We start from the raw sequence: 12,668 nt of genomic DNA on the forward strand, positions 1-12,668 counted from the left end.
TGTACCCCCCTCCGCGCGGTTCAGAACCCCCTCTGCTCTGAACAGCAAAAACGGGCGCACGGTTGCCGCCGTCGCCCGTTTTGAGGAAAAGCGAAGGATCAGAGCTTGCTGTCGATGAGGGCCGACATAACGTCAACCGACATGTCTCCCGAATAGTGCTCACCGTTGACGAAGAAGGTCGGCGTCGACTTGACACCGAAATCCTTGGCGCCCCTCTGCATTACTGCATTCACATCATCCAGAAGTTTTTGGTTCGTCAAGCAGGCCTCGAAGCTCTCCTGTGTAAAACCGGCGAGTTTGGACATTTGCAAGAGCGCATCACGGCCATTCTGCGCTGCGGCCCATTGCTCCTGCTGCTTGAACAGCATGGAGATCATCGGGAAATACTGTCCTTCCGGCGCGCAGCGCGCCAGCATGAAGGCCGCAGCCGCGCGCGGATCGAACGGGAACTCGCGGATGATGAAGCGCACCTTGCCGCTGTCGACATATTTCGCCTTGATGGCGTCGAAGGTCTTGTTGTGGAAGTTCGCGCAGTGCGGGCAGGTCATCGACATGTATTCGACGATGGTCACCGGTGCGTTGGCCTCGCCAAGCGCCATTTCCGGCAGCGCGCCCGGTTCGAGCAGCTTCTTCACGTCGACAGTGCCTTCCGGCTGCGGCAGTTCAATCTTGGCGGCAGTGGATGGGGATGCCTGGGCAACCTCGGTTTCAGCAGGCTTTGCCTCGCTGGTGGCGGCCGGTGCTGCCGGGGTGGACGCAGTGGTCGTCGCCTCTGTGGTCGCGCTGGTTTCGGCCGGCGCAGTCGAAGCCGTCTCCTTCTTCTCCTCGCTGCAGGCGACGAGCATCAGGGCGAGCGCGGCGACGGCAGCACCGCCCAGAAGGCGTTTCGAAAGGCTCTTTTCGGAAGCGGACATGAATTTGACCCGTGTTCTATGAGGGAAAATTGAATTGCGAATTCGATAACTTGCCTGACTGGAGGCGACAAGGGGCGGCGTCTCAACTGAATTCAAAGAAATGTGACCGCTTGAAGATCAGGTTCTCTTCGGACGCGACGAAAACACGGCGGTCCCAAGGCGCCGGAGCGCTGCCTTCAGCGCCTCGCTTTCCACGCCTTCCACCATGGCTTCGAGCTTTCGCGCGGGCTCGCCGACGAGCGGAGGCGAACGACGGGACGGTCTAGGCGACGCCGCAACCGGCTTCTGCACGATGCGCACCTGCCCGATCGCATGGAAACCGAAGAAGCCGTTGATCCGCTGGATCAGTTCGCCCTGGGCGTGGGTCAGGAAAAGTGCCCTCGCGCCCTCGCAGGCGATGGTCAGAACACCCGGCTGATGGCCGCCCTCGCCGCCCATTTCGGAGGCGCGCCGCGGCCAGGCGATTTTTTCCGGCCGCGTGCAGTCGGCAAACTTCGGCCCGGCGATCTCGTCCCAGGAGCCCAGCAGCATGGTGTTGATGCCCGCGCGCTTGGCGAGCACCGGATCGATCAGACCGTTCGCGACCTCGCTGATCTGGACGACGCCCTTGCGGGCCTTCTCTTGATTCACCGGCACGACTTTCTGTTTGCAACTCCGATTGCGCCTTGCAGCCCAGGCTGACGTGATCCAACTATAGGCCGGAAAAGGATTCCCCGGCAAATGATGCACGACACCCCGAAGGAGGCGGACGCCACCTTTCTTCTTCTCGACTGGTATGATCGCCACCATCGCGACCTGCCGTGGCGGGTCTCGCCGCCGATGGCGCGAAAGGGCGCGGTCGCCGATCCCTACCATGTCTGGCTGTCCGAGGTCATGCTGCAGCAGACCACCGTCCAGGCGGTCAGGGCCTATTTCAACAAGTTCCTGAAGCTGTGGCCGACGATCGATGATCTCGCCGCTGCGGATACCGAGGACGTGATGAAAGCCTGGGCCGGGCTCGGCTATTACGCCCGCGCGCGCAACCTGAAAAAATGCGCCGAAGCGGTAGCGGGTGAGCACGGCGGGCACTTTCCGAACACCGAGGAGGGCCTGAAAGCACTTCCGGGCATCGGCGACTACACGGCGGCGGCGATCGCCGCGATTGCCTTCAACCGCCGAAGCGCCGTTCTCGACGGCAATGTCGAACGGGTGATTTCCCGGCTCCATGCCATCGAAACGCCATTGCCGGCTGCCAAACCCGAAATGCGGGCGCGTGTCCTTGCCCTGACGCCGGAGGATCGCCCGGGCGACTTTGCGCAGGCGATGATGGATCTCGGCGCGACGATCTGCACCCCGAAGCGGCCAGCCTGTTCGCTCTGTCCTTTCCGTTCAAGCTGTCTGGCACTTGCGACGGCCGACCCCGAAACGTTCCCGCGCAAGGCGGAAAAGAAGCAAAAGCCGCTACGTCTCGGCGCAGCTTTCGTGGCGATCGACAACTCGAACGCCGTCTACCTGCAGAAGCGCGCCGATACGGGCCTTCTCGGGGGCATGACCGAGGTTCCCGGCACAGGGTGGACGGCCCGCCGCGACGGCGAGACCTCGATCTATGCCCAGCCGTTCGCCGCGCGCTGGGAGCCCTGCGGAGCGATCACGCATGTTTTCACCCATTTCGAGTTGCACCTTTCGGTCTACCGCGCCAATGTCCAGCGCGCCGAGACAGGCGCGAACGGATGGTGGGAACCGATCGCGTCACTAAAGGCACAGGCGCTGCCAACCGTCATGAAAAAGGCAATCGCCCAGGCTATACCAAACGCCTTCAAGGCCGAGCGAAGCTAGATCGAGCCGAGGCATGAAGCGTTTTTCGTCAATCTCCCCGCACAGAACCTGTTGGACAACCAAGGATTGCCGATGAGCAGCGCCAACATACGCCACATAGTCTTCGATATCGGCAAGGTGTTGATCCACTACGACCCGCATCTTCCCTACTGCCGCATCATTCCCGACGAGACCGAGCGCAACTGGTTCTTCGCCAATGTCTGCACGCACGACTGGAACGTCGAGCAGGATCGCGGACGCTCATGGAACGAGGCGGAGGAAATCTTGATTCGGGAACACCCGGACCGCGAGGAGCAGATTCGCGCATTTCGCCGATGCTGGCAGGAGATGGTACCGCATGCCTATGTCGAGACCGTCTCCCTGATGGAGGGACTGATCGCCGAAGGACGCGACGTCACCATGCTCACCAATTTTGCGTCCGATACGTTCCGGGAGGCGCAGAAGCTTTTTCCGTTCCTGACGCTGCCGCGCGGCGTGACGGTCTCCGGTGACGTCGGGCTGATAAAGCCGGACGTCGCAATCTATGAGGCCCATGCCGAGGCCTTTGACCTCGAGCCCGCCGCCACGCTCTTCATCGACGACAGCATCGCCAATGTCGAAGGCGCGCGCGCTGCGGGCTGGCATGCGGTTCGCTTCATCGATCCCGAGAAGCTGAAGGTCGATCTCGCGGCGTATGGCATTCATCACTAGTTTTGGACGACACGCATTAAGACTCTTAAGTCATGACGCCGCACGGTTTTTCCATGTCCGTGGTGGCTGTGAAATCACCAAAGCGCCACAATCGGTTCAGCCGTCATTCAGGTCCCACCGTTCATGATCACGGCCAGAATTCGACGTCCACCCCGAAAGGTTCTTCTCCATGGCGACGCGTATCTACGGAACGAACTACAGCGATAAGATCGTTCAGAACGGTTACATCTCGGTTGAGATCTATGCACTTGATGGCAACGACCAGATCTACCTGAACAGGACTGACGTCTACGGCGGATACAACTTCGTCGATGCGGGATACGGCAACGACATCGTCGTGAATTACTTCGAGGGTGGCAACGATATCTTCATGGGTGCCGGCGACGATCTTTACATCGCCGACGCACGTGTTCGCGACGCAAGCTCCTATGACGTAGTTTCCGGCGGCACCGGCAACGACCGCTTCGAGATCGAGACCTACGCGAGCGACTATTATGGCGATAGCGGCAACGACACCTTCCTCTCCGTCGGTTTCAAGAACTATTTCAACGGCGGCACCGGAGTCGATACGATCAGCTATCAACTGCAGGACAGCTTCAGCTCGGAGCGCGGCAGAGGGGTGACGATCGACCTCGGCTATAAATATGCGACCACCGGCACGGGTCGTCGGGAAGACCTGATCAGCATCGAGAATGCGACGGGCACGAATTACGGCCACGACGATATTACCGGCAGCTCGGTCGCCAACGTCCTGCGCGGACTCGGCGGCAACGACATCCTCGACGGCCTCGGCGGCAACGACTTTCTCGACGGCGGCAGCGGTGCAGACGATCTCTATGGCGGCTCCGGCGCAGACATCCTGCGCGGCGGCACAGGGTTCGACTATCTGGTCGGCGGTACCGGCGCCGACGACTTCGACTTCAATTCGATCAGCGAAACGGCGGTCGGCAGCAGCCGCGATGTGATCACCGATTTCCATCGTTCCGAATACGACGTGATCGACCTTTCGACGATCGACGCCGACACGACCTGGAGCGGCAATCAGAGCTTCACCTTCATCGGCAGCAGCACCTTCTCCGGAGAGGCGGGCGAGCTCAATTTCCGCTACGGGGTCGTCTCCGGTGACGTCAATGGCGACGGCTACGCCGATTTCCAGATCAAGGTCAATGGCGTCTCCAGCTTGCGGTTCGACGACTTCTTCCTCTGATACGCCGCGTCTCTCGACAAAGGACCCGCTGCAGCCGCGGCGGGTCTTTCTTTTCCGACGTTGATTACAAACGCCCGGAATCCTTGCGGATTCCGGGCGTTTAAAGCTCTCCCCCGGGACTGAAGGTACAAAAACCGGATGGAGCGCTTTTCGAAGACCCAAGCGGAACTGGTTGATCAGTTCAGTTTTGCCAGGTCATTTCGAATGACGGATCGGAGTTCGTCGATCGGCTTCAGGCTGCTTCCCTCTTCGAAGTGCCAGAATGTCCAGCCGTTGCAGGCATCGAGCCCCTGAACTTTCGCGCCAAGGCGGTGGATGGAGCCCGCCTCGCCGCCCGAGGCGAGCGTACCATCCGCACGCACGATAGCGCTGTAGCGGCGCTTTGCATCGGTGAGGACCGTGCCGGGCTTGATCAGCCCGCTTTCGATCAGCGTGTTGAAGGCAACGCGCGGCTCCGCCTTCTTGCCGGTCATCACGGAAAGCGTCGCCTTACCGAGCGGCTCGACGGCGGCGATGCGCTCGGCGGCGGCGTCGATATAGTCCTGTTCGCGCTCGATGCCGACGAAGTGGCGGCCGAGGCGCTTGGCAACAGCGCCGGTGGTGCCGGAGCCGAAGAAGGGATCGAGCACGACGTCGCCGGGCTTGGTCGAGGCCATCAGGATACGGGCGAGAAGCGCCTCCGGCTTCTGCGTCGGATGCACCTTCTTGCCGTCGTCACCCTTCAGGCGCTCATTGCCCGAGCAGATTGGGAACAGCCAGTCGGAGCGCATCTGAACGTCGTCGTTTGCCGCCTTCATGGCTTCGTAGTTGAAGGTGTAGCCCTTGGCCTTCGCGTTCGGCGTCGCCCAGATCAGCGTTTCATGGGCGTTCTGGAAACGGCGGCCCTTGAAGTTCGGCATCGGATTGGTCTTGCGCCAGATGATGTCGTTCAAGATCCAGAAATGCAGGTCCTGCAGAATTGCGCCGACCCGGAAGATGTTATGATAGGAACCAATCACCCAAAGCGTACCGGTCGGTTTAAGGACGCGGCGGCAGGCGAGCAGCCAGGCGCGGGTGAAGGCATCGTAAGCCTCGAAGGAGGCGAACTGGTCCCAGTCGTCGTCGACGGCGTCGACCAGCGATTGATCCGGCCGGTGCAGCATGCCACCGAGCTGGAGATTGTAGGGCGGATCGGCAAAAACGACATCGACGGAATTATCGGGAAGCGCGTTCAGCGCTGCCACGCAATCTCCCTTGATGATGCTGTCGAGCCAGTTCAACGGACGGGCGGCACGGGAGATTTCGGCAAGCGAAACAACTGAAGACATTGGACAACTCGCAAATACGCTTACTCGGACTGACTATACGCTTATGGTTACCGAAGATGGTTACCAAAGGCTGAAGCCGCTCCAGAAAAATTGGCGTCCATGCTTATGCCGACCAATCCGCATCATTGGTTCACCTGTGGAGCGCCTTCCTCACGTCGTCTCGTCCCGATCATGCCACTCGCGGCTGTCGGGCGGCGCCTGATCGCGATCGTTGAGGCCGTAGTCCCGGACGACTGCAGCAATCCTCAGACGATAGTCGGCAAAGACTCCACGCCGGCCCGCCTCCTGGGCGGCGCGATGTTCGGCGCCGTTGCGCCACGTCTGCACCGCCGCTTCATCGCGCCAGAAGGAGAGCGACAGCAGCTTGTTCGGATCGGTGAGGCTCTGGAAACGCTCGATGGAAATGAAGCCATCGATGCTGTCCAGCAGGGGCCGCAGATCGGCGGCAAGACCAAGATAGGTGTCGCGCCTCCCCTCGGCCGGGACGACTTCGAATATCACAGCAATCATCGCGTCATTCCTTTCCATGCGGCAGAGAGACGTTCCGCAAAAAGATGCGATCCTCCTTCAGGATGAAGCGTTCCCTCCGGGCGAACTCGTAGTTCTCGCGCCCGAGCGGGTCGGCGGCGAGTCTGGCGCGATAGGCTTCGTAGGCGGCGAGGCTCCCGATGTTGTAGACGCCGTAGGCGGTCGTCGCCGAACCTTCGTGCGGCCCGAAATAGCCAATGAGATCGGCGCCGCAGCGGGGAATTGCTTGGCCCCAATTGCGGGCGTAGGTCGCAAAGTCGTCCTTGCGGAACGGGTCGATCTCGTAACAGATGAAGCAGGTGATCATGGTTTTCTCCTTCTGGCCTGGAAACAATTATGCCTCCTTGTCCGGCGCGAATGCTTCGACTAAGATCGAAGTATGAAGGAAGGTCCGGACATTGCCTTGATTGGCTCGCTCATCGGCGATCCTGCGCGCGCCAACATGCTGACCGCGCTGATGGGCGGTCGGGCATTGACGCCGACGGAGCTTGCGGCCCATGCCGGAATCACATTGCAGACCGCGAGTTCGCACCTCGCCAAGCTCGAGGCTGGCGGCCTGTTGACGCAGCGCAAGCAGGGCCGCCACCGCTATTATGCCTTGAGCGAGGATGAGGTCGGGCTGATGCTCGAAAGCATCATGGGTTTTGCCGCGAGCCACGGCCTGACGCGCCATCAACCGGGGCCGAAGGACCCGGCGCTGAGAAAGGCGCGCGTCTGCTACAATCATCTGGCCGGCGATTACGGCGTGCGCATGCTCGACAGCCTGGTCGCTGCGCGCCAGATCGTATTGACCGGCGAAGACCTTGCGCTGACCGATGCCGGTCGGGCCCGGGTCGAGGCCTTGGGCATCGATTATGCTGCACTCAAGAAATCGCGCCGGCCGATCTGCCGGACGTGCCTCGACTGGAGCGAGCGTCGCTCGCATCTTGCCGGCTCGCTCGGTGAGGCGTTCCTGACCCTCTTCATCGACAAGGGCTGGGCGAACCGCGAGCAGAACAGCCGTGCCATCCGCTTTACCGACACCGGCGAAAAAGCCTTCTCAGAGCTCTTTCCGCAATAGTGATGCGGCAGGCGGCGCCGGCACTCCTCGAACGAGCACGCCGTCAAATCCATCCGTCGCGACGCGTGTGCAAAGCGCGGACCATTCGCATTCATCGCAGGCGGCGCGGACAGAGCCACGCGCAAAGGCGCCGCGGAGGTCCTGAAGGCGGCCGTCATCGAGAATGAGAACCGAGCCATGACCAAGCGACAGCTCGAGCAGGTCGGATACCGCAGCCAAAGCCCGGTTGTCGCGACAGCCGATATTTTCGTTGCGGCAATGCGCCTCGGGCACATCCCGCATCGGCGCGCAGATATCGTCCGGCCCGTCGACGATCTCGATCGGCTCGCCGGCCGAAAGGCGACCGGCAATCTGGCGATAGTTGCCGGTGAACGAGGGCGTATAGCCCTCGCCCACGAAGGTCAGCAGACACAGAAGGTGATGCCCGCGCAGGCGAACCATCAAAACAGGCCTGCCGGCTTACGAATGGAGCGCTGGATTGCCTTGAGAACCGCCGCGGCGAGCGCTGATTTCAGGACCGCACCGAGCAGGAATGGAGCGGCGCCCAACATGATAGCCTCTTCGAGGCCGATCAGCGTCGCAAGCCACGCCACACCGATGACGAGGCAGAGGATATTGGCGGAGAAGTGCGCCATAAAGCTCAGCACCACCCGATCGCCTGTCCAGCCGCGCGCGGCCAGCCAACCGGCGAGGCCGCCGATCAGCGGAAACGAGGCGAGATAACCGGCCGTCGGACCGGCAAAGTGGGCGATGCCGCCCGCGCCATTGGCAAGCACAGGCAGCCCGACCAAGGCTTCGGTCAGCCATGCCATGATGGTGACCACACCCAGACGCCAGCCGTAGATGACGCCGATCATGGTGATTGCGAAGGTCTGCATGGTGATCGGCACCGGCACCATCGGCACGTTGATCTGCGAGGAGATTGCAAGGAAGCCTGTGCCTGCCAGCACGAACAGCGCCTTGAGTGGCCACGCTTTTCCGTCGAGACGCAGCGGATCGAAAACGGGCGAATGCGTAGAAACAAGATCGGACATTGGTTCTCTCAAGTTGAAACTCCGAATTATAGATAATTTCTGGAACTATCTATAATCATCCAATAACCGTAGGCTGAGACGCGATCAATAGTCACGGGGCCGCGAATTTGCGCCGCAACCGAACGGAAGCTCTGGAGTGACGCATCCGCGCGCCTCCGGCTGCAGAAATTATAGATAATTTTGAATCGTCGCAGCGACGGCTCTAACCGACGATAGAGAAGGCGTCGTGGATCTCACCGGCCGCGGTCTTCACCGGAGTCTTGCCGATCCAGCCCACATGACGCTCGAGAATGGCTGCCGCCTCCTCGCCCTTCCCTTGACGGAGCGCCGCCAGAATGGCCCGATGATCGTGGTCGGTGCGGGCTTCCCAGCTCGAACGCCAAGCCGAGAAAAGAAACCGGGCACTTGCCGCATGAAGATCGTCGATCGCCGCGAGCAAGCGCGGCATGCCACAAGGTTCGAGAATTATCCGGTGGAAGGCGCGGTTCGCCGCCTCCCAGGAGCGCACGTCCCGGGAACGGTCGGCCGCAACTGTTGCCGCCTCGGCCCGATCGAGGATCGCTGGCGTCAGGTGCGGCACAGCGCGGCGTAGTGCCAAAACCTCCAGGACGGCCCGCATTTCGGCCACTTCGCGCACCTCCTTGAGGTCGAAAGCGGCGACGCGCACGCCACGGCGCGGTTCGCTGACCGCGAGCCCCTGCGCTTCAAGCCGGCGAAAGGCCTCGCGCACAGGAACGTGACTGGCGCCGAACTCCTCGGCAACGTGATCCTGCCGCAGCCGCTCGCCCGGCGGCAGCGCTCCGGAGATGATCCTTTCGGCAAGCACGCGGCTGATGCGGCTCGCAAGCGTGTCGTCGCGTTCCTTGTTCATGCGCTACAGATAGAGGCGCATGCCGACGCTGTCGAGGAAGCCCGGGTACTCTTCCGGCGATTTCCAAAGGTTGAGCTTTGGGCCGCCATCGTATAAAGCTCTGCCTGCTGTCGCGTTCATGGCGATCCAGACTCCTCCCCTGCCAGTGGCGCCTTTTTCTCCCAAGGAACTGACTCCCAAATGACCGGTATCGATCTCATTATCTTCGACTGCGACGGTGTTCTCGTCGACTCGGAAATCATCGCCTCGGAAGTCGAGGCCGGATTGCTGACGGAAGCGGGTTATCCGATCAGCGTCGAGGAAATGGCCGAGCGCTTCGCTGGCATGACCTGGCGCAACACGCTGCTCGCAATCGAGAAGGAAGCGAGCATTCCCCTGTCGGCATCGCTGATCGACAAGGTCGACACGATTCTCGACAAGCGGCTCGCCCGCGACGTCAAGATCATCGACGGCGTCAAGCTGGCGCTGATGCAACTGACACTGCCGCATTGCGTCTGCTCCAACTCCACCTCCGAGCGCCTTGCCATAATGCTCGGCAAGGTCGGCATCAGGGAGCATTTCGGCAAGCATATCTACTCGGCGCGCGATCTCGGCCCAGACCGTGTCAAGCCGAAGCCGGACATCTTCCTGCATGGCGCCGCCCAATTCGGAATCGACCCTTCGCGCGTCCTCGTCATCGAGGATTCGGTGCACGGCATCCATGGCGCCCGCGCCGCAGGGATGCGCGTCGTCGGCTTCACCGGCGGCGCCCATACCTATCCGTCGCATGCGGACAAGTTGACGGAAGCCGGCGCCGAGACGGTGATTTCCCGCATGGCGGTCTTGCCCGGCGTGATCGCAGCGCTCGCCGAATGGTCGGAGTCCATGACCGCTTGACGGTCATGCTACAGCACCGCGCGTCTTATCAGACGAGCAAGAACGCTGTAGCACTTTGAATTGCTGCACATTTTTTATCCAATCGACTACGATTTAAGGAAACATGAAGTAGCGCGATCGGCTCAATCTTTTTCGCCCCGGCTGCTGCCGGGACGGAAAATCCCGCGGGTTGCAATGGGGCGCGTCCCTTTCGGCGCGCGAGGACGCCGTGCCGCATTGATTGCGCATGACCTTCCTACGAAAATCATGGTTTTCGCGCAGCGCCCAAGGGCTTACATCAAGCAGTCCATAAGCGTTATTTTCCAAGGAGGAGACACCATGCGTCTTTCGATATTGACCGGTTTGACTTTGGCGGCCGGTGTCGCGTTCGCACCGCTTGCCCATGCCGATATCACGATTGGCGTGATCGCCCCGCTCACAGGCCCGGTCGCAGCCTTCGGCGAGCAGGTCAAGAACGGCGCCGAAGCGGCAGTTGAAGCCATCAACAATGCTGGCGGCATCAATGGCGAAAAGATCGTCGTCAAGACCGTCGATGACGGCGGCGAACCCAAGCAAGCCGTATCCGTTGCGAACCAGCTTGCCGGCGAAGGTCTGCGCTATGTCGTCGGCCCGGTAACCTCCGGCACCTCGATGCCGGCGTCCGACGTGCTCGCGGAAAACGGCATCCTGATGGTCACGCCGACGGCGACCACGCCGGACCTCACGACCCGCGGGCTGTGGAACGTGCTGCGCACCTGCGGGCGCGATGACCAGCAGGCGGTCGTCGCCGCCGACTATGTCGTCAAGAACTTCAAGGACAAGCGCGTCGCCGTGCTGCACGACAAGGCCGCCTACGGCAAGGGACTCGCCGACGGGTTCAAGGCTGCGATCAACGCGGGCGGTATCACCGAAGTCGTCTACGAGGGTCTGACTCCCGGTGAAAAGGACTTCGGCGCCATTGTCACGCGCCTCAAGGCCGAAAATGTCGATGTCGTCTATTTCGGCGGCTACCACGCTGAAGGGGGCCTGCTCGTGCGCCAGATGCACGACCAGGGCGTCAAAGCGCAGCTCATCGGCGGCGACGGCCTCTCCAACACCGAGTTCTGGGCGATCGGCGGCGAAGCGGCCAGCGGCACGATCTACACCAACGCGAGTGACGCGACCCGCAACCCGGAGGCTGCCCCCGTGATCGAAGCTCTCAAGGCCAAGAACATCCCTGCCGAAGCCTTCACGCTCAATGCCTATGCCGCCGTGCAGGTCCTCAAGGCCGGCATCGAAAAGGCGGGCTCCGCTGAGGACCCGAACGCAGTCGCGGCGGCAATCAAGTCCGGCGACGGGATCGACACCGCCATTGGCAAGCTAACCTACGGCGAAACCGGCGATCTCACCTCGCCGAGCTTCTCGCTCTACAAATGGGAAGCCGGCCAGAGCGTCGCCGCAGAATAAGCGGACGGCGACGGACGAAAGGAAACGCCGGGGCATGCCCCGGCGTTTTTTTTGCGTGTTGCGGGATAATCCCGTCCGCCGGCCTCACTGCGTCCGGATCGGCCCCTCGTCGAAGCCGACGAAAATCTTGGCTTCGGCGCCGGCACCGGCGGGAAGCGTCACGTCGGCCTTGGTGAAAACGAATTGGGTCGAGGCACTTCCCTGCGGGATCTCGACCGGATGTTGGGTGAGTTCGGAATAAAGCGTCTTTTCGCCGTCCGTCGCGGCAACGCGGATCGGCATGGTCAGCTTGCCGGGTCCGCCGGCGGGACCCGCCGCGACACGCCCCTGTACCACCACCGTCACCTTGAGCGCATCTGCACTCTGCACGCATTGGCGTGTCGTGTCAGCAAGTGACGCTTGATAGACGATCTTGGTCGGATCGTCTTTCGCGCCCTTCGCATAGGTGCGGTAGCTGGAGGTCCCGTCCCGAAGGGTGACCTGAGGACAAGCGGCCTGTATTACCGCCGGCGTCGCGGCGGCCGCACTGCCGCCAGATTCGATGGCGCCGCCCGTTTGCGTCTGGTTGCAGCCGGCGAGCACTGCAAGAAGAGACACGGCGAGAAGACGGCGAGATATTTTGCCAAACACGTTGCACAACCTCTGCTGAACCCGGTTAAACACCAGATCACGATGATTTTGGACTGAATCAATCCAAAATCATCGTGATCGATTCCAATAGGTTAGAGCGGGACGGGAGCGGATAATCGCATCCTTGCCCCACCACGCCCTTCTGCATGGTTCCTTGAATCGTAGCCGACTTAAGGATGGAAACATGCAGCAATTCAAAGTGCTACAGCGTCCTTTACGCGTCTGATTAAGACGCGTGGCGCTGTAGACCGAAAAGGATCGGCCGAAGGCCTTTCACGGCCCACGGGCATCGTCTATAGCAGCGGCGTTTT

15 protein-coding genes are annotated in these 12,668 nt (G+C 61.5%); 6 read left to right on the forward strand and 9 right to left on the reverse strand.

The genetic code is table 11. The annotated features are described in order from the left end of the window. Positions 1–98 precede the first annotated feature (98 nt). Positions 99–914, reverse strand: coding sequence for a DsbA family protein (locus ILFOPFJJ_RS10985; RefSeq protein ID WP_173510584.1), 816 nt, complete (start codon positions 912–914; stop codon positions 99–101). A gap of 117 nt (positions 915–1,031) precedes the next feature. Continuing rightward, the gene (locus ILFOPFJJ_RS10990; RefSeq protein WP_173510585.1) at positions 1,032–1,544 is read right to left on the reverse strand and encodes a DUF721 domain-containing protein; all 513 of its coding nucleotides are present in this window, start codon (positions 1,542–1,544) and stop codon (positions 1,032–1,034) included. Positions 1,545–1,634: 90 nt separating this feature from the next. Here ILFOPFJJ_RS10990 and mutY point away from each other — a divergent pair, with 90 nt between their 5' ends. The 3 genes from mutY (at position 1,635) to ILFOPFJJ_RS11005 (ending at position 4,626) form a co-directional block, all read left to right on the forward strand. Continuing rightward, entirely contained in the window at positions 1,635–2,729 is a 1,095-nt protein-coding gene (mutY, locus tag ILFOPFJJ_RS10995; RefSeq protein WP_173510586.1) for an A/G-specific adenine glycosylase, read from the forward strand. A gap of 72 nt (positions 2,730–2,801) precedes the next feature. Further along, positions 2,802–3,419, forward strand: coding sequence for an HAD family hydrolase (locus ILFOPFJJ_RS11000; RefSeq protein ID WP_173510587.1), 618 nt, complete (start codon positions 2,802–2,804; stop codon positions 3,417–3,419). Positions 3,420–3,588: 169 nt separating this feature from the next. Then, positions 3,589–4,626, forward strand: a complete 1,038-nt coding sequence (locus ILFOPFJJ_RS11005) for a calcium-binding protein (RefSeq protein ID WP_173510588.1) — start codon at positions 3,589–3,591, stop codon at positions 4,624–4,626. 176 nt (positions 4,627–4,802) lie between these two features. On the opposite strand, the gene ILFOPFJJ_RS11010 is transcribed toward ILFOPFJJ_RS11005, so the two are convergent. The 3 genes from ILFOPFJJ_RS11010 to ILFOPFJJ_RS11020 form a co-directional block, all read right to left on the reverse strand. Continuing rightward, positions 4,803–5,933: a site-specific DNA-methyltransferase gene (locus tag ILFOPFJJ_RS11010; RefSeq protein ID WP_173510589.1), complete on the reverse strand. Its 1,131-nt coding sequence runs from the start codon at positions 5,931–5,933 to the stop codon at positions 4,803–4,805. Between the two features lie 150 nt (positions 5,934–6,083). After that, positions 6,084–6,443: an antibiotic biosynthesis monooxygenase family protein gene (locus ILFOPFJJ_RS11015; protein WP_173510590.1), complete on the reverse strand. Its 360-nt coding sequence runs from the start codon at positions 6,441–6,443 to the stop codon at positions 6,084–6,086. A gap of 4 nt (positions 6,444–6,447) precedes the next feature. Continuing rightward, the gene (locus tag ILFOPFJJ_RS11020) at positions 6,448–6,768 is read right to left on the reverse strand and encodes an NIPSNAP family protein (protein WP_173510591.1); all 321 of its coding nucleotides are present in this window, start codon (positions 6,766–6,768) and stop codon (positions 6,448–6,450) included. Between the two features lie 72 nt (positions 6,769–6,840). On the opposite strand from ILFOPFJJ_RS11020, the gene ILFOPFJJ_RS11025 reads away from it, so the two are divergent. After that, a complete protein-coding gene (locus tag ILFOPFJJ_RS11025) occupies positions 6,841–7,521 on the forward strand; it encodes a winged helix-turn-helix domain-containing protein (protein ID WP_173510592.1) in 681 nt (226 codons plus the stop codon). Here the strand turns inward: ILFOPFJJ_RS11025 and ILFOPFJJ_RS11030 are convergent. From ILFOPFJJ_RS11030 to ILFOPFJJ_RS11040, 3 genes are all read right to left on the reverse strand, one after another. Beyond that, positions 7,501–7,965 (reverse strand): DUF1284 domain-containing protein, encoded by a 465-nt coding sequence (locus ILFOPFJJ_RS11030; protein ID WP_173510593.1) that lies wholly within the window; start codon positions 7,963–7,965, stop codon positions 7,501–7,503. The two genes, ILFOPFJJ_RS11025 and ILFOPFJJ_RS11030, sit on opposite strands and share 21 nt — an antisense overlap. Continuing rightward, complete coding sequence (locus tag ILFOPFJJ_RS11035; protein ID WP_173510594.1) at positions 7,962–8,555, reverse strand: biotin transporter BioY; 594 nt, start codon at positions 8,553–8,555, stop codon at positions 7,962–7,964. The genes ILFOPFJJ_RS11030 and ILFOPFJJ_RS11035 overlap by 4 nt, the downstream gene beginning before the upstream one ends. Positions 8,556–8,757: 202 nt before the next feature. Then, a complete protein-coding gene (locus ILFOPFJJ_RS11040) occupies positions 8,758–9,426 on the reverse strand; it encodes a GntR family transcriptional regulator (RefSeq protein WP_173510595.1) in 669 nt (222 codons plus the stop codon). 180 nt (positions 9,427–9,606) lie between these two features. Here ILFOPFJJ_RS11040 and ILFOPFJJ_RS11045 point away from each other — a divergent pair, with 180 nt between their 5' ends. Both ILFOPFJJ_RS11045 and ILFOPFJJ_RS11050 read left to right on the forward strand, forming a co-directional pair. Then, on the forward strand, positions 9,607–10,302 hold the full coding sequence (locus ILFOPFJJ_RS11045; RefSeq protein ID WP_173510596.1) for an HAD family hydrolase: 696 nt from the start codon (positions 9,607–9,609) through the stop codon (positions 10,300–10,302). Positions 10,303–10,620: 318 nt separating this feature from the next. Next, complete coding sequence (locus ILFOPFJJ_RS11050) at positions 10,621–11,727, forward strand: branched-chain amino acid ABC transporter substrate-binding protein (protein WP_173510597.1); 1,107 nt, start codon at positions 10,621–10,623, stop codon at positions 11,725–11,727. Positions 11,728–11,811: 84 nt separating this feature from the next. On the opposite strand, the gene ILFOPFJJ_RS11055 is transcribed toward ILFOPFJJ_RS11050, so the two are convergent. Then, a complete protein-coding gene (locus tag ILFOPFJJ_RS11055) occupies positions 11,812–12,357 on the reverse strand; it encodes a hypothetical protein (protein ID WP_173510598.1) in 546 nt (181 codons plus the stop codon). Positions 12,358–12,668 lie beyond the last annotated feature (311 nt).

It is taken from the genome of Sinorhizobium psoraleae, from assembly GCF_013283645.1.
Lineage (GTDB): Bacteria > Pseudomonadota > Alphaproteobacteria > Rhizobiales > Rhizobiaceae > Sinorhizobium > Sinorhizobium psoraleae.